Below are 20,837 nucleotides of genomic sequence, written 5' to 3' on the forward strand. Positions count from 1 at the left end.
GGGGCCGGGGCGGGAGCCGGGGCCGGGGCGGGAGCCGGGGCCGGGGCGGGAGCCGGGGCCGGGGCGGGAGCCGGGGCCGGGGCGGGAGCCGGGGCGGCTTCGGGGGCGGGTGTCACAGCCGCCTCGGGTGCCGGTGCGCCGTCCTCCAGGCCGAGGGTGAACCGCAGCTGCCCTTCGGAGCGGGAGTCGGCGCGCCAGCCGTCGAGGTCGCGGTTGCGCTCGTAGAGCGCCCGCCAGGACCCGCCGTTGGCCTCCAGGAGCGCGGCGATCGCGGCGCGCCGCTCGACCGTCTCCTGGTCTGCCGGGACGGCGGCGGGTGCAGCGGCTGCTGCGGGGGGCGCGGTGGTGGTGTGGGCCTGTGCCGGGAAGGCCAGGAGCCCGAGCGTGACGGCGGAGACGCCGGCCACGACGAGGGGGCGGACGAGACGAGGTGCGGAGTGCTTGGGCATGGTGATCTCCGATCACCGCCTGAGGGGTTAGCTGTCGGGTTCGGGCGATCGGTGCCCGGCCGGCGATGCCGGCTTCACCCCGAGACGAGCCGACCGGTCGTCGGCGCGTCGTGTGCGGTGGTTCCCCCACCCCTGCCTTGACGAGTTGCGGATGACGGTCGGCAGGCAGGGTTGGGCGGGCCGGCGTCACGCCCACTGTGTCGGCGCGACGGGCACGTTATGGAAAAGAGACCGGGCTGTCCTCGTGACGCATCTCACGCCTCCGGCGTGCCGCCGACGGCACGCCGACCGGCGGCCGGAACTGGTGTCGGTGGCGAGTCGGTCCGGCTGAGCAGCCGCCGTCGGTGACCTCTCTCCCCTGTGGGCAAGGCCACGAGCCGGACCCTCGTCGTCGGCGGTGCGTGCCGTCGGGGATCCGTAGCCTGGCGGAGTGCCTTCCACGACCCCGGGCCGCCGGCAGCACCTGACCCGCCTGCCGGACCGCGCGCGGAAGGCGATCTCGGGATCCGGGCCGCCGACGGCGCCCTTCGCGCTGCGTGCCCGGCCCAGCCCGGTCGATGCAGGCACCGCCCGCTCGGCCCTCGGTCTGGCCCTCCGCATCGGGGAGTCGATGATGGCGGTCGGTGCCTCCGCGGCCGACGTGACCGCCACGGTGCTCCGGGTCGCCGCGGCCTACGGGTTGACCGACTGCCAGGTCGACATCACCTTCACGTCGCTGACCATCAGCTGGGACCCGGACGACGTCCCGCCGCTGATGCTGATGCGCATCGTCCGACCCCGGGGGCTGGACTACACCCGGCTGCAGGGGATCACCGACCTCGCGGCGGCGATCAAGGCCGAGGGCCTGGGCCTGGAGGACGCGCACCGCCAGCTGGACGACGTCCTGACCGCACCGCACCCCTACCGCCGCTCGATCCACGCACTCGGCTGGTCGGGTGTGGCGGGCTGCGTCGCCTTCCTGCTCGGTGGTGGCTGGCTGGTGGCCCTGGTCGCGGCGGTGACCACCGCCGCGATCGAGCAGACGATCCGCGCGCTCGACCGGCGCGGGCTCCCGATGTTCTTCCAGCAGGTGGCCGGTGCGGCGGTGGCCACGACAACGGCCGTCCTGCTCGTCGCCTGGGACGTGCAGGTCCGTACCTCGCTGGTCGTCGCCGCCGGGATCGTGGTGCTCCTGGCGGGCCTCTCCTTCGTGGGCGCCGCGGAGGACGCGATCAGCGGCTTCCCGGTCACCGCCGCGGCCCGGGGCTTCGAGGTGCTGACGCTGACGACCGGGATCGTCGTCGGCATCGCCGCGGTCCTGGACCTGGCGCAGCGGGCCGAGGTGCCGCTGCGGGTGCTCGACCCGTCGCCGGCGGCGGCGCCGCCCGCCGTCGCCCTGCTCGCCGCGGCCGGGATGGCCGGAGCCTGGGCACTGGCCTCGCACGCCCGCCCGGCCGCCATCGGAGTCGCCACGGCGGCCGGCGCGCTGGCCTGGACGACGGCGTCGGGGACCGCCGCCTTCGGTGCCGGTCCCGCGGTGGCGAGTGCGGCGGCGGCCGTGGTCGCCGGGTTCTGCGGGGAGTCGCTGACCGAGCGGCTCCGCATCCCGCCCCTGCTGCTCGCGGTCTGCAGCATCGTCCCGCTGCTGCCCGGGCTGACCATCTACCGGGGCCTCTTCGCGATCGTCGTCGAGGGAGACGTCGGCCGTGGGGTGAACGGACTCGTCGGGGCCGCGGCGATCGGGCTGGCGCTCGCCGCCGGTGTCGTGCTGGGCAGGTTCTTCGGCCGGCCGCTGGGCGCCCGGGGCGACCGCTTCGACCGACGGGTGCGCCGGCAGGCGACCAGCGCCCCCTGAGCCACCCGGGAATCCCCGCGCGTCCCGGCGTCGAGGCGGCGGGCGCCCGAGCGGCAGCCTCCGGGGCGCGGCCTCCCGCTCTCGGTCGGACGGGACGGACCCGGGTGCGCGAAAGGGCGAGAGCGGGTGCGCGCGATGGTCGTCGACCGGAGCGGTCCGGCCCGAGGGTCGACCGGACAGCGGACCCGGCTCGCCCGTCGAGACCGGGCCCCGCCCCCGTCCCGCGCTGGAGAGAACGAGGCCCTCATGTCCGCACGCCGTCATCGAGCCACCGCCGTCGTCGTCGCCCCGCTCGCGGTGACCCTGGCCCTCACCGGCTGCAGCACGACGACCGAGAGCGGCAGCGCCGCGGCCGCTCCGGAGGGCGGCGACACCGAGGTCGACACGATCCTCTTCGACTTCCCGTTCACGTCCCTGCCGATCTACGCGGTGCTGAGCCAGCAGATGCAGGACTACGCCGCGGAACAGGGCGTGACGGTCGAGTTCACCAACGACAACAGCGACCTGTCGACGCAGGTGTCGAACCTGACCACCTACCTCAACAGCGACGTGGACGCGGTGGTGTCCTTCCCGATGGACCCGGCCAGCGTCACCTCGATCGCGCAGCAGTACCTGGACGCCGGGAAGTACTGGGTCACCTACGGCGGTGACCTGGAGAACCAGAGCAGCACGCTGCAGTTCAGCTTCACCGAGTCCGGGCGGATGCTCGGGGAGGACGCCGGCCAGTGGGCGCGGGAGAACCTCGGCGAGGCCCCCACGGTGCTGGTGCTGGAGGACCAGCTGACCCAGATCGGGCAGGAGCGGACCAACGGCATCCTCGAGGGGCTGCGCGCCGCCGCCCCGGACGCCGAGATCGTCGCCCAGCAGCAGGCGGTCACCCCGCAGGAGGCGCTCACGGTCACCAACTCGGTGCTGGCCTCGGACCCCGACGTGGACATGGTGCTGGCCGCCGTCGGTGACGCCGCCCAGGGCGCCTACCAGGCCCTGCTGTCCTCCGGCCGGGCCGCGGACGACCCGGAGACCTACGTCGGGGGCCTGGACGGCAACCTCTCGCTGTTCCAGGAGATGCAGAAGGGCAACGTCGTGCGGGGCGTGGTCACCGTCAAGTCCGAGGACATCGTGCAGGCGACCATCGACATCCCGCTGGCCCTTGGCCGCGGTGAGGAGCCGGACACCGACGTCCCGGTGTACCTGGTCACCCCCGACAGCCCCGACCTGCAGGAGTACATCACCGCCTTCGGCGGCTGAGCCGCCGGGAGCGGCGGTCGGCCCCCGGGCTGCCGCTCCCGGCCCCTGTCCCGACGCCCCTGACGACAGGACGCCCGCATGACCGTCTCCATCCGTGGCCTCACCAAGAGGTACGGCCCCACTCTGGCGCTCGACCACGTCGACCTGCACATCGCCGCGGGTGAGGTGCACGCCCTGCTGGGCCACAACGGCGCCGGCAAGTCCACGGTGATCAAGTGCCTCGGCGGTGGCACCGCACCCAGCGCCGGCTCGATCACGATCGGGGGGACGACGCACGACGCCCTGGACCCCCGGTCCTCCATCGCCGCGGGCATCGCCGTGATCTACCAGCACCTGAGCCTCATCGACCGGCTCGACGTCACCGAGAACCTCTTCCTCGGCCAGGAGACGACGACGGCGGGGGTCTTCCTGCGCCGGGCCGACCAGCGGGCGCGCGCGGTGCGCCTGCTGGAGCGGGTGGGTCTGGACGTCTCCCCGGACACCCCGGTCCGGCAGCTGACCATCGGCCAGCGGCAGCTGGTCGAGATCGCGAAGGCGCTGAGCCGGGACGCACGGCTGCTCGTCCTGGACGAGCCGAGCGCCGCGCTGTCCCCGGTGGAGTCACGCCGGCTGGCCGACCTGGTGCGAACGCTCAAGGCCGAGGGGATCGCCGTCCTGTACGTGACCCACCTGCTCAACGAGGTCGTCGAGCTCGCCGACCGCACCACGGTGCTGCGGGACGGGCGGGTCGTGTGGTCCCAGCCGATGGCCGGGGTGAGCAAGACGGACCTGGTCACCGCGGTGAGCGGCCGCGCGCACGGGGCGGCGGTGGCGCCTCGGCCGGTGGACCCGGACACGCCCCCGGCGCTGGCCGTCGACCACCTGCAGGCACCGGGCCTGCACGACGTCTCCCTGGTGGTCCGCCCCGGGGAGATCGTCGGCCTCTACGGGCTGGTCGGGTCCGGCCGGTCGCGGCTGCTGGAGACCCTCTTCGGTCGCCGGCCGGCCACCTCCGGCACGGTCGCCGTGGACGGGCGCGCGGTGCGGGTCCGCCGTCCCGACGACGCGCTCCGCGCGGGGCTGGCGCTCGTCCCCGGTGACCGGCTCCGGCAGGGGCTCTTCGGCTCCCTGTCCTCCGGGGAGAACACCGTGCTGCGGGTCATGTCGCTGACCGCGCGTGCGGGGTGGCGCCGTCCCCGCGCGGAGCGGGAGGTCTTCCGGAGCACCGCAGCCGCCTTCGGACTGCGCCCGGCGGACCCGGAGGTCCCGGTGTCCCGGCTGTCCGGCGGCAACCAGCAGAAGGTGCTCATCGCCCGCTGGGTCAACGACCGGGCCGGCACCCGGGTGCTGCTGCTGGACGACCCGACCCAGGGCGTCGACGTCGGCGCCCGGGCCGAGATCTACGAGGTGCTGCGCCAGGTGGCCGCCGAGCGCGGCCTGGCGGTGCTGTTCGCCAGCAACGACCCCGACGAGGTGGTCGCGCTGGCCCAGCGGTGCCTGGTGATGCGCCGGGGCCGGGTCGTCGACGACCTCGACATGCGCGACACCGACGAAGAACAGCTGCTCGACCTCATCCACAGCGAGCTGGAGCCCTCCTGATGACGACCGCCTCACCTCCCACCGTCGACGGAGCCGACCGTCGTCCCCCGTCCACCGGGCACGCGGCCGCGGCACCCTCCCCGGTGGCCGCTGCCGCGGGCTGGCTGGTCAAGAACCCGCTGCTCGTCCTGCTGGTGGTGATGGTGGCCGGCGTGCAGCTGGCCACCGGGTCGCAGCTGGGCTGGGGGAACCTGCGCGGGGTCCTCCTGGACGCGGCGGTCATCGCGATCGTCGCCGCCCCGGTCGCGATGCTGGTGATCGCCGGCTACATCGACCTGTCGGTCGGGTCGACCCTCGCCCTGGGCGGGGTGGTGGCCGGCAAGGTCGTGCAGTCCGGCGGGTCCCCGCTGGTCGCCGTCGGGTGTGCGCTGCTGGCCGGGGCCGCGGTCGGGGTGGTCAACGCCGTGCTGGCCACGGTGTTCGGGCTCTCCTCCTTCATCGTGACCCTGGGCATGCTCACCGCCGTCCGCGGCGTCGCCCAGCTGGTCAGCCCGTTGCCGCTGAGCAACTTCGGGGAGGCCTTCGGCTTCCTGGGCATCGGCAACGTCGCCGGGATCCCGCTGCCGGTGCTGCTGGCCGTGGCCGTGCTGCTGGCCGCCGGGGTGTTCCTCACCCGCACGCCCGCCGGGCGGCACGTCTACGCGATCGGGGTGAACCGGGAGGCCGCCTACCTGTCGGGGGTCGACGTGCGGCGCATCCCGTTCCTGCTGTTCGTCACCAGCGGGGCCGCGGCCGGGCTGGCCGGCGCCATCACCGTCGCCCGGCTCAACAGCGCCCCGGCCGGCCAGCTCGGCGCCGGGTTCGAGCTGTCGGTGATCACCGCCGTGCTGCTCGGCGGGATCGCGCTCACCGGCGGCGAGGGCAGCATGGTCGACGTCCTGGTCGGGGTGCTGTTCATGGGGCTGCTGCGCAACGGCCTCACGCTGCTGGGCGTCACCACCTTCTGGCAGAACGTCGCCAGCGGCCTCGCGCTGGTCGCGGCGATCGCCATCGCCGCCGGTACCCACGCCGTCCGCGGGAGGATGCAGGCCCGGGAGGCCCACCGGCCCGACGAGCCGGCCGCGACCGGCTGAGCCGGGGGCCCGGCCGGGGGCTGGTGCCCTCGGCCGGGCCGCCGGCGGGTGGTCGGGCTGCGGGGCGGGTCAGGACCGGTCGACGGACACCCGCGGGTCGAAGGGCACCGTGCCCACGTCCACGGCCACCTGCCCGCCGTCGACCGGGATGACCGCCGCGTTGACGTAGCGCGCCTGGTCCGACAGCAGCCAGGCGATGCACGCGGCGACCTCGTCGGCGCCGGCCGGCCGGCGCGCGGGGACCAGCGAGGTCACGAGCGCGTAGGCGGCGTCGCCGTCGAGGCCGCGGGGACCGCCGAACTCCGCCATCTCCGCATCCGCCATCTCGGTCGCCGTCCAGCCGGGGCACACCACGTTCGCCCGCAGCCCCTGGGGGCCGTAGTCGACGGCCAGGGACTGGGTGAGTGCGGTGGCGGCCGCCTTCGAGGCGGCGTAGACCGACATCTCGGCGCTGGCCCGCAGGCCGGCCACCGAGGCCACGGTGACCACCGCGCCCCGGGCCGCCAGCAGGTGCGGCAGCGCCGCCCGGAGCACGTGGTACAGGCCGCCGACGTTGACCCGCAGCGTCGCCTCGAACGCCTCGGGGGAGACGTCCAGCAGCGCCCCGGGGTGCATCACCCCGGCGTTGAGCACCAGGCCGTCGAGCCGGCCGAAGTGCTCGACGGTGCGCTCGACGACCCGGGCGGCATCCGCCGGGTCGGCGACGTCGCCGGTCACGGCGAGCCCACCGGTCTCCTGCGCCGTCCGCTGCAGCGGCTCCGGCCGGCGACCGCAGACGGCGACGCGGGACCCGGTGCGCGCCAGCGTGCGGGCGGTCGCCGCGCCGATGCCGGCGCCGCCGCCGGTGACCAGCGTGACCGGGCCGGAGCTCACGGGGTGCTGACCGGCGGCACGCCCGGGCCCGTCGCGCGGGTCACGCCTGCGCGGCCGGGGCGTCGGCGGTGTGCACCAGCCGGCCGGCGAACCAGGTGCACAGCACCTGGGTGGCGTGCACCTGCGAGGGGTCCACGGTGAAGACGTCGCGGTCCAGGACGATGAAGTCCGCCGACCGGCCCGGGGTGAGCCGTCCGGTCACCTCACCGAGGCCCATCGCCTCGGCCGGGTGCGTGGTGAAGGCGGTGACCGCCTCCTGCACGGTCAGCGCCTGCCCGGGGTTGAGCGCACCGGGCACCGCCGGGTCGGGGTTCCGCCGGGTGACCATCGCCTCCAGCCCGGTCCACGGGTCCGGGGTGGGCGCCGCGCACGGCCAGTCCGACCCGGCGGCGACCAGCGCACCCGAGTCGACGAAGTCGCGGAACGGCCAGGAGGCCGCGACGACCTCCTCGGGCACGTGGGCGGCGATGCTGTCCTGGATCACCCCGGGGAACCAGATGTAGGGGGAGGCGTCGGCGACCACGTCGAGGGCGGCGAAGCGGCGCAGGTCGTCGGGGTGCACGTACTCGGCGTGCGCGATCTGGAACCGCGGCCCGGGGCCTCGGCGGGAGCGCACCTGCTCCACGGCGTCCAGCACGAGCCGCACGGAGGCGTCCCCGGTCGCGTGGAACTTCGCGCCCAGACCGAGGTCGTGGCACCGCTCGACCTCCGCGACGAGGTCGGGCAGGTCGTAGTAGAGGTCGCCGGTCGTGGCCGGTTCGCCGTGCCGGCACAGGTAGGGCTCCAGCAGCGCCGTCGTCCGGGTCATCGGGACCCCGTCCAGCACGATCTTCACGAAGTCCGGCCGGACCAGGTCGCTGCGCTGCGCCCGCGCCTCGGCGATGAGCTCCCCGCCCACCGGGCCGTCCTCGAGGAAGGGCCGCACCGGGAGGGAGGCGACCACGCGCAGCGTCAGCCCGCCCTCCGCCTCGAGCTCGCGGAGCGCGGCCAGGGGCGCGCCCATCGTGGCGGCCTCCTGGACGCTGGTGATGCCGTAGGAGTTCAGCACGCGGACCGCGGTGGCGACCGCCTCCCGGATGCGGGCCTGCGGGTCGGCGACCGAGGCGGCGAACGCCGACTCCGCCCGCGCCGAGGCCAGCTCGTGCAGCACGCCGGTGAGCCGGCCGGCGTCGTCCCGGACGTAGCGGCCGCCCTCGACGTCCGGGGTGTCCGGGCCCACGCCCATCAGCTCGAGCGCCCGGGAGCTGACCCAGCGGTTGTGCATGGTGTCGTCGCGCAGCAGCACCGGCCGCCCGCCGCTGGCCTCGTCGAGGGCGAGCCGGTGACGCTCCTCGGCCAGCTGCCCGACCAGGGTGCTGCCGAGGATCCCGCCGACGACCCAGGCGTCCGGCTCCAGCCGGTCGGCCCAGGTGCGCACCTTCGCCAGCACGTCGGCCAGCGAGTCGCTCGGCAGCAGCGGCAGCTCGAACGCCGCCTGGGCCCCGGCCAGGTTCAGGTGCACGTGCCCGTCGACCAGCCCCGGCAGCACCAGCGACCCGGCCAGGTCGTGCACCTCGGTGTCCGGCCCGCGGTGCGGCGCGACCTCCTCGACCGTGCCGACCGCCAGCAGCACCCCGTCGCGGACCGCCAGCGCCTCGGCCCACGGGTGCGCCGGGTCCGACGTCCAGATGCGGCCTCCGGTGACGAGGAGGTCAGCGGGGAGCGGGGTGAGGGACATCGGGCCTCCGGGCGGGCGTGGGCGGCTGGGGACGTGCGACGCCCGGGGCCGCGGGGTGGACGGCCGGCCGAGCGGGCGACCGGCCGACCGGCGACCGGCCGTGCCGACACCGGCCAGTCCACGACACCACGTCGGTCGGGGTCGACCATCCCGCGCACGCCCGGCCGCCATTTCGTGCACGGCGCCGGTGGGCCACGGCGGGTCAGGCCGCGGTCGTCTGCCGACGGCGGAGCTCGGCGGGGGACTCGCCGAAGGCCGAGCGGAACTGCCGGGCGAGATGGGTGACGTCGAGGATCCCCCAGCGGGCCGCGATCGACGCCGTGCTGCGCCCGGCGAACGTGGGGTCGAGCAGATCGCGGCGGATCCGCTCGAGCCGGCGGCGCCGGATCCACGCGGCGGCGGTGAACCCCTCCTGGGCGCACATCTTGTGCACCTGGCGCACCGAGACACCGAGCGCCAGCGCGATCGACTCGACCCCCAGATCAGGGTCGCCGAGGTGCGCCAGCGCGTGGGAGCGCACCCGGTCGGCGAGGGTCGGTCCGCTGCCGCCGGGGAGCTCCGGGAGGCCGGCGTAGACCGCGAGCATCATCGACACCAGGGCGTCACCGAGGTGGCAGGCCGCGGGGGAGCCGCCCATCCCGGCGTCCTCGCACCTGGCCAGCTCCGCCAGCATCAGCGTCAGCGCCCGGGCCGGACCGCCTGTGGCGGGCACCGGCACCGCGGTGCGCTCGCTGAACGGCCGCAGGTGCGGCTGGAGCCGGTCCCGCGGCACGGCGACGACGACCGCCGCCCAGTCCGGGCCCGCGCTGTCCAGCTCGTAGGCCCGGGTCGTCTCGTAGACCGCCAGGTCGTCGGGTCGCACCTCGCCCCGGCGGCCGTCCTGGCTGAGCCGGCTGACGCCCTGCCGCTGCCAGATCAGCTTGACGAACTCCGGGTCGGTGGAGCTGAGCAGGCGCCCGGTGCGGGACACCGAGTTGGGGCTGGTCCGCAGTGCGGTGACCAGCAGCCCGTCGGCCGTGGCGCTGCGCAGCCGGCCGCGGAAGGCGATGCCGTCGACCGGGCGCACGCGCACGGGGGCGCAGGCCGAGGACACCGCCGTCTGGAAGGTGTCGAGGGCGCAGTCGGCGTCGGCTGCCGAGGAGCCGGCCGGCACAGGTCGTCGGAGCAGCTGGCCCACGGGGTGTCGTCCGGCCGACGGAGCGAGAGGGGGCACGACCACGAGGCACCTCGATCCACTCGAAAAACGAACGACGCGTCCGTTAAGAGAGGAACCGTAGGTCACGTGTGACGTGGTGCACAAGCGGCTGCGCGAGAGCACGGGGACTGTGCCGGCCGGGGAGCGCACCCCCGCGCCCGCCCCGGCCGGTCGGCCGGGCCGGCCGGGAGCGAGCCCTGCACCTCGACCCGCACCCCGCCGGGCCACCAGGTGCCGGCCGGCCCAGCCGGGCAGCACCGTCGGACGGGACAGCTCGTCGTCCCCCCTCGGTCCAGGGCACCACGGGGGGCTCGGTGCCGTGGACCGCCCACCGCCGTCCGGCGGCCAGGTCGCGCGTCCCCGTCAGGGTGCCGGGTCGGCGACGACGCGGTTCTCGCAGCGCCCCAGCCCGCTCACCTCCGTGGTGACCACCTGCCCCGTCTCGAGGTAGCGGGCCGGCTTGCGGGCGTGGCCCACGCCGCCGGGGGTGCCGGTGGCGATCACGTCACCGGGGCGCAGGGTGCCCATGGTCGACACGTACTCCACCAGCGCGACCGGGTCGAACAGCAGGTCACCCGTGCTGTCCTGCTGGACGGTCTCGCCGTCGATCGCGGTGCGGATGTCCAGCGTCGGCCGCACCCCGCCGGGGAGCTCGTCGGGGGTGACGAGCCACGGCCCCAGCGGTGTGGTGGCCTCCCAGTTCTTGCCCTGCAGCCACTCGCGGGTGCGGAACTGCCAGTCCCGGCAGGTCACGTCGTTGAGCACGGCGAACCCGGCGATCGCCCGCTCGGCGTCCGCGCCGCGGGCTCGCCGGACCGGCGCGCCGATGACGACGGCGAGCTCGCACTCCCAGTCCAGCTGGGTGGTCTCCGGCGGCTTGACGATGTCGTCGTTCGCCCCCACCAGCGTGTCGGCGTACTTGCTGAACAGCGTCGGGTGGTCGGGCAGGTCCCGGCCCATCTCCAGGATGTGGTTCCGGTAGTTGAGCCCCACGCAGACGATCTTGCCGGGACGTGGCACCACCGGTGCGAACGCGGCGCCGCGGGCCTGCGCCACCGGATCGGTCGCCGCGGCGGCGCGTTCCTCCCACCCCGGGGTGGCGAGGAGCTCACCGAGGTCGGCGGCGACCAGGTCGACGAGGTGGTCGTCCTCGACCCGCACCGCGCGGGTGCTGCCGTCGAGGGTGCGGATGGTGGCCAGCTTCACGGGGTGTCTCCGATCTGGACGCGGTCGAGGTGCAGGGCTTCGAAGACCGGGGTGTCGCTGAACCGGAAGAGGTCCAGCGCGCCGGAGTCGGAGTCCGACGTGTCGGCCTCCGAGCGCACCGACAGCGGCTGCCACGAGGGCACCACGAACAGGTCACCGCGCCCCACCCGCCAGGAGGCGTCGCCGACGGTCACCGTGCCGGTGCCGTCGAAGACCTGGTAGACCGACGAGCCGGCCTCGCGGCGGGGAGTGGTCTCGGTGCCGCGGCGGATGCGGTGCACCTCGGCCCGGATGGTCGGGAGGACGTCGCCGCCGGTGGTCGGGTTGCTGAAGCGGACGGCGGCGTGCCCGGGCTCGACCACGCCCGGGTGTCCCTCGGCCTCCAGCTCGAGCTGGTCGACCAGTGCGGCGTCGGTGTCGGCCCAGCGGTAGTTCAGCAGCGGCGTGCCCGGGCTGGCGCCGGGGGCGGAGACCGGGCGCAGGCCGGGGTGGCCCCACAACCGCTGGGAGCGGGAGCGCTCCGGCGTGCCGCGCTCGGCGTCGCTGATCCGGTCGCGGCCGAACTCGAAGAACTGTGCCTCGGCGTTGTACTGGAAGGGGATGTCCAGGCCGTCGATCCAGGCCATGGGGCGGTCTGCGGCGTTGTGGTGGGCGTGCCAGTTCCACCCGGCCTGCGGCAGGAAGTCACCGCGGCGCATCGGCACCGGGTCCCGTCCGACGACGGTCCACACGCCCTCACCCTCGACGACGAAGCGGAAGGCGTGCTGGGTGTGCCGGTGCTCGGGGGCGTCCTCCCCGGGCATCAGGTACTGGATGGCCGCCCACAGCGTCGGGGTGGCGTACGGCTTGCCACCCAGCGCCGGGTTGGCCAGCGCGACAGCTCGTCGCTCACCGCCCCGGCCGACGGGGACCAGGTGCCCGGCCCGGTCGGCGAGCCGGAGCAGGTTCTCCCAGCGCCACACGTGCGGAACGGCCCGCGAGCGGGGGTGGGCCGGCATCAGGTCACCGATCTCGGTCCACAGCGGGACGAGCAGCTCCTGCTCGAACCCGCGGTACAGCGCCGCCAGCTCCGGCGTGGGGGTGGGCTGGTCGGGGGCGTCCACGGCGGTCAGCGAGACCGGCGAGGCCAGTTGCGTCATTGCGGCTCCTCCCTCATCACGGTGGTGCAGTGGGCCGACCGTGCCCGTATGTCGGAGCGAGGGATAGTCTTTTCTGCTGTGAGGAACAGGCCCACCTATGCGATCGCGTCGGTCGACTCGGCCCTGCTGCTGGCGGCCCTGGTGCAGCAGGAAGGGCCGATGCGGGTCACCGATGCGGCCGCGCGCCTGGGGGTGTCCGTGTCCACGGCGCACCGGTTGTTCGGGATGCTCGTCTACCGCGACTTCGCCGAGCAGCTGCCGGACCGCCGCTACGGCTCCGGCCCGCTGCTGCGGGGCGGCGGGCTGCCGCAGGAGCCGGTCGCCCGGCTCCGGGAGGTGGCGTTGCCGCACCTGCGCCGGTTGGTGGACGACGAGGGCGAGACGGTGAACCTGACGGTGCTGGCCGGACGCGACGTGCGCTTCGTCGCCAGCGTCGAGTGCGCGCACGTCCTGCGGGTCGGTGACCGCACCGGCCGCACCCTGCCCGCCCACCTCAGCTCCGGGGGCAAGGTGCTGCTCGCGATGCTCCCGGCAGAGACCGTCGAGGCGCTGCTCGGCGACCTCGACGCCGCCACCGTGGACCGGCTGCAGCGCGAGCTGCGCGCCGTCCGCCGGCGCGGCCACGCGGTGAACGACCAGGCGACGGAGGCCGGGGTGACCGCGCTCGGGGTCGCCGTCCCGGGAGCTGGGACGGCGACCCGGGCGGCGCTCTCGCTGGCCATGCCCAGCGTCCGCTGGTCGCGTCAGGCCGTTCCGGGGTGGGTGGCGGCGCTGACCGGGACGGCCGCGGCGATCGCCGCCGAACTCGCGGACGGGTGAGGGGCGGTCCCGCGTCCCACCCGTCCGCGAGGTGGGCGGGGGCCGGTGGTCACACCAGCAGCTGCAGCGTGCACCCTCCCGGCAGGTCGACGGCCGAGGTGCCGATGCGCAGCTGGTGGGCGCCCGGCTCGTACTGCCAGCCCTCGGCCCAGTACGCCAGGTACCGGGTGTCCACGGCGACGTCGACCCGGGCGGTCTGCCCGGCGGGGACGCGGACGGCGGCCGAGCCGACCAGCCACCGCACCGGCCGGTCCACGACGGAGTCCGGCCGCTCGGCGTACACCTGCACGACCTCCTTGCCGGCGCGCTCGCCGGTGTTGGTCACCTCGACCGTCACGGTCACCACCTCGCCGGGGGCTGCCTCGGCCGGGGCGTCGACGGCGGTCAGCTCGAAGGTCGTGTAGCCCTGCCCGCTGCCGAACCACCAGGCCGGCTGCGCGCCGGACCGCAGCCAGGCGCGGTAGCCGATGTGGACGCCCTCGGCGTACTCGACCACCCCGTCGACGGGGGTGCAGCTGAGCACCGGCACGTCGGCCTCGGTGGCCGGCCAGGTGGTGGGCAGCCGGCCGCCCGGCTCGGCGACCCCGAGCAGCACGTCGGCGACCGCGTTGCCGAACTCCTGGCCGCCGAACCAGCCGATCAGCAGGGCGGCGACGTCCTCCCGCCACGGCATGAGCACCGGGGCCCCGGCGTTCACCAGGACGACGGTGCGCGGGTTGGCCGCGACGACGGCGCGGACGAGGTCGTCCTGCCGCCCGGGCAGGGCGAGGGAGTCCCGGTCGTAGCCCTCGGACTCCACCACCGAGTTGGTGCCGACGACCACGAGGGCCACGTCGGCGGCCGCGGCGGCCTGCGCCGCCGCGGCGATCAGTGCGTCGGGGTCGTCGTCGGCGGGCTCGGTGCCCAGCCGCAGGGACAGCGCCCGGGCGTTGAAGCCGGCCCGGTCACCGAGGTCGAGGACCAGTCGGACGTCCAGCGGGGCACCGGCGGTCAGCCGCACCTCGGCGGAGGCGTTCGGCGGGCTCAGGAACGCCGCGCCGAGGTCGGTGCCCACCGGGGTGAGGGTCTCGTCGATCAGCAGCTCGCCGTCCACGTACAGCTGCGCCCGGCCCACCAGGGCGAACCCGAGCCGCACCGTGGCCGACTCGGCGGGGGTCCAGCGGGTGCTCAGCTCGTAGCCGGCGGCGGGCTCGATGGGGGCGTCGCCGCCGAAGTACACCAGGTCGCTCGATCGGCGGTCCTCGCCGAACAGCTCGGTGCCGTCGGGGGCCAGGAACCGGGCCCGGAGCCCGGGTGCGCCGCTGACCGGGTTGGTGAGCTGGGGGAGCGGCAGCTCGACGACCCCGCTCTGCACGACCGCGCCGACGGAGTAGCCGACGTCCACGCCGGGCAGCGCGGCCCGCAGGCCGTCGAGTGGGGACACGGTGGACTCGGGGACGACGGTGGCGCTGCCGCCGCCCTGGGTGCGGGCGGCCGCCGCGTTGTTGCCGATCACCGCGACCGAGCGCAGCGCAGCGGCGTCCCAGGGGAGCGCCGGTCGCCCGTCGGGGCTGCGGTTCTCCAGCAGCACGGTGCCCTCGGCGGCTGCCTCGCGGGCGAACGCGATCCCGTCCTCGACCCAGACCGGCTCCGCGGGGGAGGAGTCGCCCAGTGCACCGACCCGCTGGGCCAGGGTGAGCAGGCGCAGCACCTTGCGGTCGACGACGGCCTCGTCGACCTCCCCGTCGCGGACCGCGGCGACCAGCGCGTCGCCCCACGGGCCGTCCGGGCCGGGCATGACCAGGTCCTGGGACGCCGTCGCGGACGCCAGGCTGCGGACCGCCGTCCAGTCGCTGATCACGACGCCGTCGAAACCCCACTCGCTGTTCAGCGGGGTCTCCAGCAGCTCGTTCTCGGTGACCGTGGTGCCGTTGACCGCGTTGTAGGCGCTCATCACCACCCAGGCCCGGGCCTCGGTGACGGCCTTCTCGAACGCCAGCAGGTAGACCTCGCGCAGGGTGCGCTCGTCGGCCCGGACGTCGGCGGTGAAGCGGTCGGTCTCGAAGTCGTTGGCCACGTAGTGCTTCGGGGTCGCGCCGACGCCGTTGTCCTGCACCCCGCTCACGTAGGCGGCGGCGAGCTCGCCGGTGAGCACCGGGTCCTCGCTGAACGCCTCGAAGTGCCGGCCGCCCAGTGGTGAGCGGTGCAGGTTGATCGTGGGGCCGAGGACGACGTCGACGTCCTTGCGCCGGGCCTCGACCGCGGCGGCGGCGCCGTAGCGGCGGGCGACGTCGGTGTCCCAGGCCGCGGCCAGCGCGGTGGCCGAGGGCAGGTTGAGCGAGGGGTCGCGCTCGTCCCAGAGCTCGCCGCGGACGCCGGAGGGACCGTCGGAGACCAGCATGCGGCGCAGCCCGATCCGCTCGATCGGCCAGGTGGTCCAGAAGTCGCGGCCGGTGAGCAGCTGCACCTTCTCCTCGAGGGTGAGCGCCGCGAGGGCCTCGGTGACGCGTGGGTCGGGACGTGCCGGCGTGGTCGTCATGGGATCCGTTCGATCGGGGCGGTCGCGGATGCGGCACGCGAACGACGCCAGGACAGGGGAGCGGGTGACCTGGCCCACTCTACTTCTCCTACCGAGTGCTCGGTAGGTATGCGGCCGCACCGACGAGTGGACGTCATGCCAGCGACCCCGATCGAGGCACTCACTTACCGAACAATCGGTAAGTGGGCCGGCACGTGGCATGATCTCGATCACGGGGTCGGGTGCCCGGACAACGGTCCGTTCGGTGGTGAGGGGTTCTGCAGTGGTGGCTGAACGCATCGAGGGGCTGCGCCTGCCGCGGACGCAGCGCCGGCAGCAGATCCTGGCGGCGGCCGCTCAGGCCTTCGCCGAGACCGGGTTCCACGGCACCAGCCTGGCCGACGTAGCGACCCGGGTCGGGGTGTCCCAGCCCGGGCTGCTGCACCACTACCCGAACAAGCAGGCGCTGATCCTGGCCGTCCTCGAGGAGCGCGACGAGGAGGACTCCCGCTACCTCGACGAGACCTTCCGCGAGGCGGACCCCAGCGTCGTGGACTGGCTGATGGCGCTGTGCGAGCGCAACGCGCAGCGGCCGGAGCTGGTCCGGCTGTTCACGGTCACGGCCGCGGAGAGCCTCGACCCGGCGCACCCGGCGCACGAGTTCTTCCAGGTGCGCTACCAGCGCATCCGCACCATGGTCGCCCACCGGATCAGGGTCGACCAGGACAGGGGCCGGCTCGCTCGGAGGGTGGACCCGGAAGGTCTCGCGTCGGAGTTGATGGCTCTGATGGACGGGCTGCAGCTGCAGTGGCTCATGCAGCCACCGGTCGACATGTGCGGCCTGCTCGAGACGTCGCTGCGGCGGCTCGCGGCGGGCCCCGATGGTCAGACCGGGGCGGCGTCGCAGGTCGGGGCTCGCCAGGATGCCTGAGGGCGCGACGGCGGAGCGGCGGGCAGACCGCCGGTTCCCGCGGCGGGTGTACGGCACGGGGGAGGAGCCGGACCCCCGGTTCAGCCTGGCCAACGAGCGCACCTTCCTCGCCTGGATGCGCACCTCGCTGGCGCTGCTGGCCGCCGGTGTGGCGCTGGAGGCGCTCGACCTCCCGATCGAGGAGGGCGTCCGTCTGGCCAGCGCGCTGGTCTTCATCGTGCTGGGTCTGCTGGCGCCCGTGCAGGCGTGGTTCGGCTGGGTGGCGACCGAGCGGGCGATGCGGCAGTCCCGGCCGCTGCCCTCCCCGCGGCTGGGCCTCCTGACCGCGGTCGGCGTCACCGTGGCCGGGTTGCTGGTGCTGATCGGGCTCTTCCTGCGGTGACCCGTTCCTCGGGCCGGGTGTTCGACGCCGGTCTCCAGGCCGAGCGCACCGCGCTGGCCTGGCGGCGCACCGCGCTGGCCATGGCCGTGGGGGCGGTCGGTGCCGGCCGGCTGGCCGTACCGGTGCTCGGGGTCCTCGCGCTGGTGGCCGCCGCGGTCGGGCTGGTGCAAGCGGCGCTCGTCGCGCTGGCGGCGCGCCGCCGGTACCGGGTCGTGCACCGGTCGCTGACCGACCGCGGTGATCTGACCGGTGTCCGACAGGCCGGGGTGCCGATCGCGGCGCTCGCCTGCTCCGGAGTGCTCATCGGCCTCCTGGCGCTCGCCTTCGTCCTCGGCGACTGAGGGTCGGCCGGTCACCTCTTGGCGACTTACCGAGTGATCGGTAAGTTAGCTGGGTCACGTCGCTGCCGACCGGGCGGGCGACGGGCGACCCGATCAGGAAGAGGCGATCGCAGTGCGGCGACCGAACGTGCTCTGGATCAGCACCCACGACATCAACCCCCATCTGGGCTGTTACGAGGGCGTGTACCCGGGCGCCGAGTACGCGGTCACCCCGCGGCTGGACCAGCTGGCCGCCGAGGGGGTCGTCTACGACAACGCCTTCGCCAGCGCCCCGGTGTGCGCGCCGTCCCGGTCGGCGATCTACACCGGCTGCCACCCGATCTCCATCGGGACCATGCACATGCGCACCAAGGCAGTGCCCCCACCGGAGGTGAAGCTCTTCACCGAGTACTTCCGGGCGGCCGGCTGGTACACGACGAACAACTGGTTCACCGACTTCCAGGTGCAGACGCCCGGCACGGCCTTCGACGACTGCAGCGAGACGGCGCACTGGCGCAATCGGCCCACCGACGACACCCCGTTCTTCGCCACCTTCCAGGGCATGATCACGCACGAGTCGCAGATCTACCTCGATGACGAGGCGTTCGCGGCGCGCACCTCGCGGGTGTTGCCCGAGGAGCGGCACGACCCGGCCGAGGCGCCGCTGCCGCCGTACCACCCGGACACCCCGGTGTTCCGGCAGGCCTGGGCGCGCTACGCCGACCTGATCACCGAGATGGACCACTGGGCGGGGGAGATCCTCGACCAGCTGGCCGACGACGGGCTCGCGGAGGACACCATCGTCGTGTTCTGGAGCGAGCACGGGCTGGGCATGCCACGCGGCAAGCGCTGGTCCTACGAGAGCGGGCTGCGCGAGCCGCTGATCGTCCGCTGGCCGGGTGTCCTCGCCCCGGGCCAGCGGCGCACCGAGATCATCCAGCTGATGGACCTCGCGCCGACGATGCTCGAGGTCTGCGGCCTCCCCGTCCCGGAGCACGTGCAGGCCAAGCCGTTCCTCGACCGCACCGGTGCGTTCCTGCAGCAGAACGAGCACGCCTTCGGCGGGCGGGACCGGATGGACGTGCAGGAGGACACCTGCCGCACCGTGCGCGACGAGCGGTACCGCTACATCCGCAACCTGCACCCCGACCGCTCGGGGATGCAGCACTGCGAGTACCCCGACCACCTCGCGACCTGGGCGGAGTACCGGCGGTTGCACTCCCTGGAGGGCAACCAGCTGGCCGCCGGGCAGGTGCGCGACGTGCTCACCCCGCTGCAGCGTTCGGTGGTGGCGGCCAGCAAGCCCGCCGAGGAGCTCTACGACCTGCAGCAGGACCCGCACGAGACGGTCGACCTGGCCGGCTCCCCGGAGCACGCCGGCGTCCTCGACCGGCTGCGACACGCGCTGGACGGCTGGATCGACGAGGTCGGCGACCTCGGCCAGCTGCCCGAGGAGGAGCTGATCGAGCAGTGGCGGCCCGGCGGGCGGCTGCGCCCGACCGAGGCTCCCCAGGTACGCGTCGAGGACGGTCGGCTGGTCGCCACCTGTGCCACGGACGGCGCGTCCATCGGCTGGACCACCGACCCGGCCGGGGAGGTGGTTCCCGCGTCCTTCCTCAAGGGCGCCATCGGCTCGCCGGAGCAGGACGGGCGGTACTGGCGGCTCTACAGCGGCCCGGTGGACCTGCCGGCGGTCGAGCACGTCTGGGTGCGCGCCTGGCGGCTCGGCCACGAGCCCAGCGACGACGTCGCCGTGCCGGTCCCGCGGTCCACGAGCTGACCAGGTCGGCTTCATAACGTTTCGGTGACGGCGGCTCCCTCCTCTTTCCTACTTACCGAGCACTCGGTAAGTTACCTACGTCACGTGGTCGGCGTCACACGCCGCCCGTGCCCGCTGTGCCCTCCCGGCGCCCGTCACGCGACGGCCCCGGCTCAGAACTCATCGAGGAGTCTGTCCATGCGGAAGTCCACCACCCCCCGTCGTCGCCAGGCGGGAGTCGCCGTCGTCGCGCTGGCGTCGTTGCTCGCCGCCGGCTGCAGCTCGGCCGTCAACCAGGCCGAGGAGGCCACCGCCTCGGGGGGGAGCGGCGAGTGCCAGCAAGGCGGAACGGTGGTCGCCGCGAACTCGTCGGCCCCCGAGGTCAGCCGGGTGTTCGCGCAGAGCGCGACCAACCTGCTGTGGGTGCGCGCCGTCTTCGAGCCGCTGATCAACGTCTCGACCGCCGCGCTCGACGACCCCCAGCCGGCGCTCGCCACCGAGTGGGAGATCAGCGACGACGGCCTCAGCGCCGTGCTGCAGCTCCGCGAGGGCGTCACCTTCCACTCCGGCCGCGCGTTCACCGCCGACGACGTCGTCTTCACGATCCAGCAGGCGCTCGACCCGGCAACCGTCTCCGACGTCAAGGCGATCCTCGCCGGCTGGGAGGTGGAGGCGACCGGGGAGCACGAGGTGACCATCACCTCGGCCACGCCGCTGACGGACACCCTGGCCAGCACGCTGGCGCTGACCCCGATCGTGGACTCGGAGAGCTACGCGGGTCTGGCCGACGGTTCACAGCTCGTCGGCACCGGACCCTTCACGGTCGAGAGCTACACACCCGGCGCCGACATCGTGCTCGCCAAGAACACCGACTACTGGCAGGACGGGCTCCCGTACCTGGACCGCATCGAGAGCACGACGATCGGCGACTCCACCGCCCAGGTGTCGTCGTTGCGGTCCGGCCGGGCCCAGCTCTCCAGCGGTCTGACGGTCCAGGACGCGCTCTCGGTCACCGAGGGCAGCCCGCAGTTCGAGCTGCTGGACACCATCAACGGGACGTACCCGATCATCCTGGACGCCGTGGAGGACCAGCGGGTCCGCCAGGCCATCGGCTACGCCATCGACAAGGACCGGATCAACGAGCAGGTCTTCGGCGGGCGCGGGACGACGGACGGCCTCTACTGGGCCGCCGCCTCGGACACCTACCCGGAGGACCTCGCCGGCGCCTACGACTACGACCCCGAGCAGGCGCGGCAGCTGATCGAGGAGGCCGGGGCCGCCGGCACGGAGGTGCCGATCACGATCATCAACCTGCCGGTCATCGCCGCGGAGTACGAGATCATCGCCAACAACCTCACCGAGGTCGGGCTCACCCCGTCGCTCACCGCGCTGGCGCCGCCGGACTACCAGCAGCGGCTGTCGGCGGGTACGGGGGGCAACTTCCTCTCCCTCCGCGGCCTGAACGGCTCGCCGTCGTTCCTGCTGCAGACCAACGCCGACCTGCGGCTGGAGGGTGCGCACCGCCAGTTCGACACCCCCGAGTACACGGAGCTGGCCACCGCCGTGATCGAGGCCACCAGCCCCGAGGAGAGCGCGGAGGCCGTGTACGAGCTCACCGAGTACATGAACGAGCAGGCGTTCCTGCACTCGCTGGTGACCGCGCCCGGGGCGGCCGTGCAGGCCACCGACCTGCAGGACGTCGACGTGGTGCTCGGCGGGTGGGTCCCCGCGGCCACCTGCTACACCGAGTGACCCGCTAGGACCGACCCGGCCGGGTGCGCGGCGCTGAGGAGCACCGGCAGCGCGCGCCCGGCCGG

The 20,837-nt window shown here is 74.4% G+C and carries 17 protein-coding genes and 1 riboswitch; of the genes, 10 read left to right on the forward strand and 7 right to left on the reverse strand.

Annotated elements, in window-relative coordinates; translation table 11 throughout:
* The coding region (locus O2V61_RS16165; RefSeq protein WP_269184290.1) for a hypothetical protein at positions 1–449 on the reverse strand (449 nt) is incomplete at its 3' end.
* Position 450: 1 nt separating this feature from the next.
* Positions 451–609, reverse strand: a riboswitch (cyclic di-AMP (ydaO/yuaA leader).
* 270 nt (positions 610–879) lie between these two features.
* Between O2V61_RS16165 and O2V61_RS16170 the strand changes: the two genes are divergently transcribed.
* From O2V61_RS16170 to O2V61_RS16185, 4 genes are all read left to right on the forward strand, one after another.
* Positions 880–2,283 carry a threonine/serine ThrE exporter family protein gene (locus O2V61_RS16170; RefSeq protein ID WP_269184291.1) on the forward strand — a complete coding sequence of 468 codons (1,404 nt, stop codon included), beginning with the start codon at positions 880–882 and terminating at the stop codon, positions 2,281–2,283.
* Between the two features lie 246 nt (positions 2,284–2,529).
* Positions 2,530–3,531, forward strand: a complete 1,002-nt coding sequence (locus O2V61_RS16175; protein ID WP_269184292.1) for a sugar ABC transporter substrate-binding protein — start codon at positions 2,530–2,532, stop codon at positions 3,529–3,531.
* 78 nt (positions 3,532–3,609) lie between these two features.
* Entirely contained in the window at positions 3,610–5,109 is a 1,500-nt protein-coding gene (locus O2V61_RS16180) for a sugar ABC transporter ATP-binding protein (protein WP_269184293.1), read from the forward strand.
* Entirely contained in the window at positions 5,109–6,182 is a 1,074-nt protein-coding gene (locus O2V61_RS16185) for an ABC transporter permease (RefSeq protein ID WP_269184294.1), read from the forward strand. Before O2V61_RS16180 ends, O2V61_RS16185 begins: the two co-directional genes overlap by 1 nt.
* A 69-nt stretch (positions 6,183–6,251) precedes the next feature.
* Here O2V61_RS16185 and O2V61_RS16190 read toward each other — a convergent pair whose 3' ends face one another.
* The 5 genes from O2V61_RS16190 to O2V61_RS16210 form a co-directional block, all read right to left on the reverse strand.
* On the reverse strand, positions 6,252–7,055 hold the full coding sequence (locus O2V61_RS16190; RefSeq protein ID WP_269184295.1) for an SDR family NAD(P)-dependent oxidoreductase: 804 nt from the start codon (positions 7,053–7,055) through the stop codon (positions 6,252–6,254).
* 40 nt (positions 7,056–7,095) lie between these two features.
* Positions 7,096–8,772 carry an amidohydrolase gene (locus O2V61_RS16195; RefSeq protein ID WP_269184296.1) on the reverse strand — a complete coding sequence of 559 codons (1,677 nt, stop codon included), beginning with the start codon at positions 8,770–8,772 and terminating at the stop codon, positions 7,096–7,098.
* A gap of 202 nt (positions 8,773–8,974) precedes the next feature.
* On the reverse strand, positions 8,975–9,949 hold the full coding sequence (locus O2V61_RS16200) for a helix-turn-helix domain-containing protein (protein ID WP_269184297.1): 975 nt from the start codon (positions 9,947–9,949) through the stop codon (positions 8,975–8,977).
* A gap of 381 nt (positions 9,950–10,330) precedes the next feature.
* Positions 10,331–11,173, reverse strand: coding sequence for a fumarylacetoacetate hydrolase family protein (locus O2V61_RS16205; RefSeq protein ID WP_269184298.1), 843 nt, complete (start codon positions 11,171–11,173; stop codon positions 10,331–10,333).
* Positions 11,170–12,312: a cupin domain-containing protein gene (locus O2V61_RS16210; RefSeq protein ID WP_269184299.1), complete on the reverse strand. Its 1,143-nt coding sequence runs from the start codon at positions 12,310–12,312 to the stop codon at positions 11,170–11,172. Before O2V61_RS16210 ends, O2V61_RS16205 begins: the two co-directional genes overlap by 4 nt.
* A 78-nt stretch (positions 12,313–12,390) precedes the next feature.
* Between O2V61_RS16210 and O2V61_RS16215 the strand changes: the two genes are divergently transcribed.
* A complete protein-coding gene (locus tag O2V61_RS16215; RefSeq protein WP_269184300.1) occupies positions 12,391–13,131 on the forward strand; it encodes an IclR family transcriptional regulator in 741 nt (246 codons plus the stop codon).
* A 49-nt stretch (positions 13,132–13,180) separates the two neighbouring features.
* On the opposite strand, the gene O2V61_RS16220 is transcribed toward O2V61_RS16215, so the two are convergent.
* Complete coding sequence (locus O2V61_RS16220) at positions 13,181–15,649, reverse strand: beta-glucosidase (RefSeq protein WP_269184301.1); 2,469 nt, start codon at positions 15,647–15,649, stop codon at positions 13,181–13,183.
* Between the two features lie 265 nt (positions 15,650–15,914).
* On the opposite strand from O2V61_RS16220, the gene O2V61_RS16225 reads away from it, so the two are divergent.
* The 5 genes from O2V61_RS16225 (at position 15,915) to O2V61_RS16245 (ending at position 20,772) form a co-directional block, all read left to right on the forward strand.
* Complete coding sequence (locus tag O2V61_RS16225; RefSeq protein ID WP_269184302.1) at positions 15,915–16,559, forward strand: TetR/AcrR family transcriptional regulator; 645 nt, start codon at positions 15,915–15,917, stop codon at positions 16,557–16,559.
* Positions 16,552–16,941 (forward strand): YidH family protein, encoded by a 390-nt coding sequence (locus tag O2V61_RS16230; protein ID WP_269184303.1) that lies wholly within the window; start codon positions 16,552–16,554, stop codon positions 16,939–16,941. Before O2V61_RS16225 ends, O2V61_RS16230 begins: the two co-directional genes overlap by 8 nt.
* Complete coding sequence (locus tag O2V61_RS16235) at positions 16,938–17,282, forward strand: DUF202 domain-containing protein (protein ID WP_269184304.1); 345 nt, start codon at positions 16,938–16,940, stop codon at positions 17,280–17,282. The genes O2V61_RS16230 and O2V61_RS16235 overlap by 4 nt, the downstream gene beginning before the upstream one ends.
* Before the next feature lie 112 nt (positions 17,283–17,394).
* Positions 17,395–19,041 carry a sulfatase family protein gene (locus O2V61_RS16240; protein WP_269184305.1) on the forward strand — a complete coding sequence of 549 codons (1,647 nt, stop codon included), beginning with the start codon at positions 17,395–17,397 and terminating at the stop codon, positions 19,039–19,041.
* A gap of 177 nt (positions 19,042–19,218) precedes the next feature.
* Positions 19,219–20,772 (forward strand): ABC transporter substrate-binding protein, encoded by a 1,554-nt coding sequence (locus O2V61_RS16245; protein ID WP_269184306.1) that lies wholly within the window; start codon positions 19,219–19,221, stop codon positions 20,770–20,772.
* The last annotated feature ends 65 nt before the right edge of the window (positions 20,773–20,837 follow it).

Source organism: Modestobacter sp. VKM Ac-2985, from assembly GCF_026967925.1.
In the GTDB taxonomy this organism is placed as follows: Bacteria; Actinomycetota; Actinomycetes; order Mycobacteriales; family Geodermatophilaceae; genus Modestobacter.

Excerpts from the sequence above, each read along its gene's own strand:
- O2V61_RS16180 (WP_269184293.1), top strand. The coding sequence starts at position 3,610 with ATGACCGTCTCCATCCGTGGCCTCACCAAGAGGTACGGCCCCACTCTG.
- O2V61_RS16185 (WP_269184294.1), top strand. The coding sequence starts at position 5,109 with ATGACGACCGCCTCACCTCCCACCGTCGACGGAGCCGACCGTCGTCCC.
- O2V61_RS16220 (WP_269184301.1), bottom strand. The coding sequence starts at position 15,649 with ATGACGACCACGCCGGCACGTCCCGACCCACGCGTCACCGAGGCCCTC.
- O2V61_RS16245 (WP_269184306.1), top strand. The coding sequence starts at position 19,219 with ATGCGGAAGTCCACCACCCCCCGTCGTCGCCAGGCGGGAGTCGCCGTC.
- O2V61_RS16195 (WP_269184296.1), bottom strand. The coding sequence starts at position 8,772 with ATGTCCCTCACCCCGCTCCCCGCTGACCTCCTCGTCACCGGAGGCCGC.
- O2V61_RS16230 (WP_269184303.1), top strand. The coding sequence starts at position 16,552 with ATGCCTGAGGGCGCGACGGCGGAGCGGCGGGCAGACCGCCGGTTCCCG.
- O2V61_RS16210 (WP_269184299.1), bottom strand. The coding sequence starts at position 12,312 with ATGACGCAACTGGCCTCGCCGGTCTCGCTGACCGCCGTGGACGCCCCC.
- O2V61_RS16175 (WP_269184292.1), top strand. The coding sequence starts at position 2,530 with ATGTCCGCACGCCGTCATCGAGCCACCGCCGTCGTCGTCGCCCCGCTC.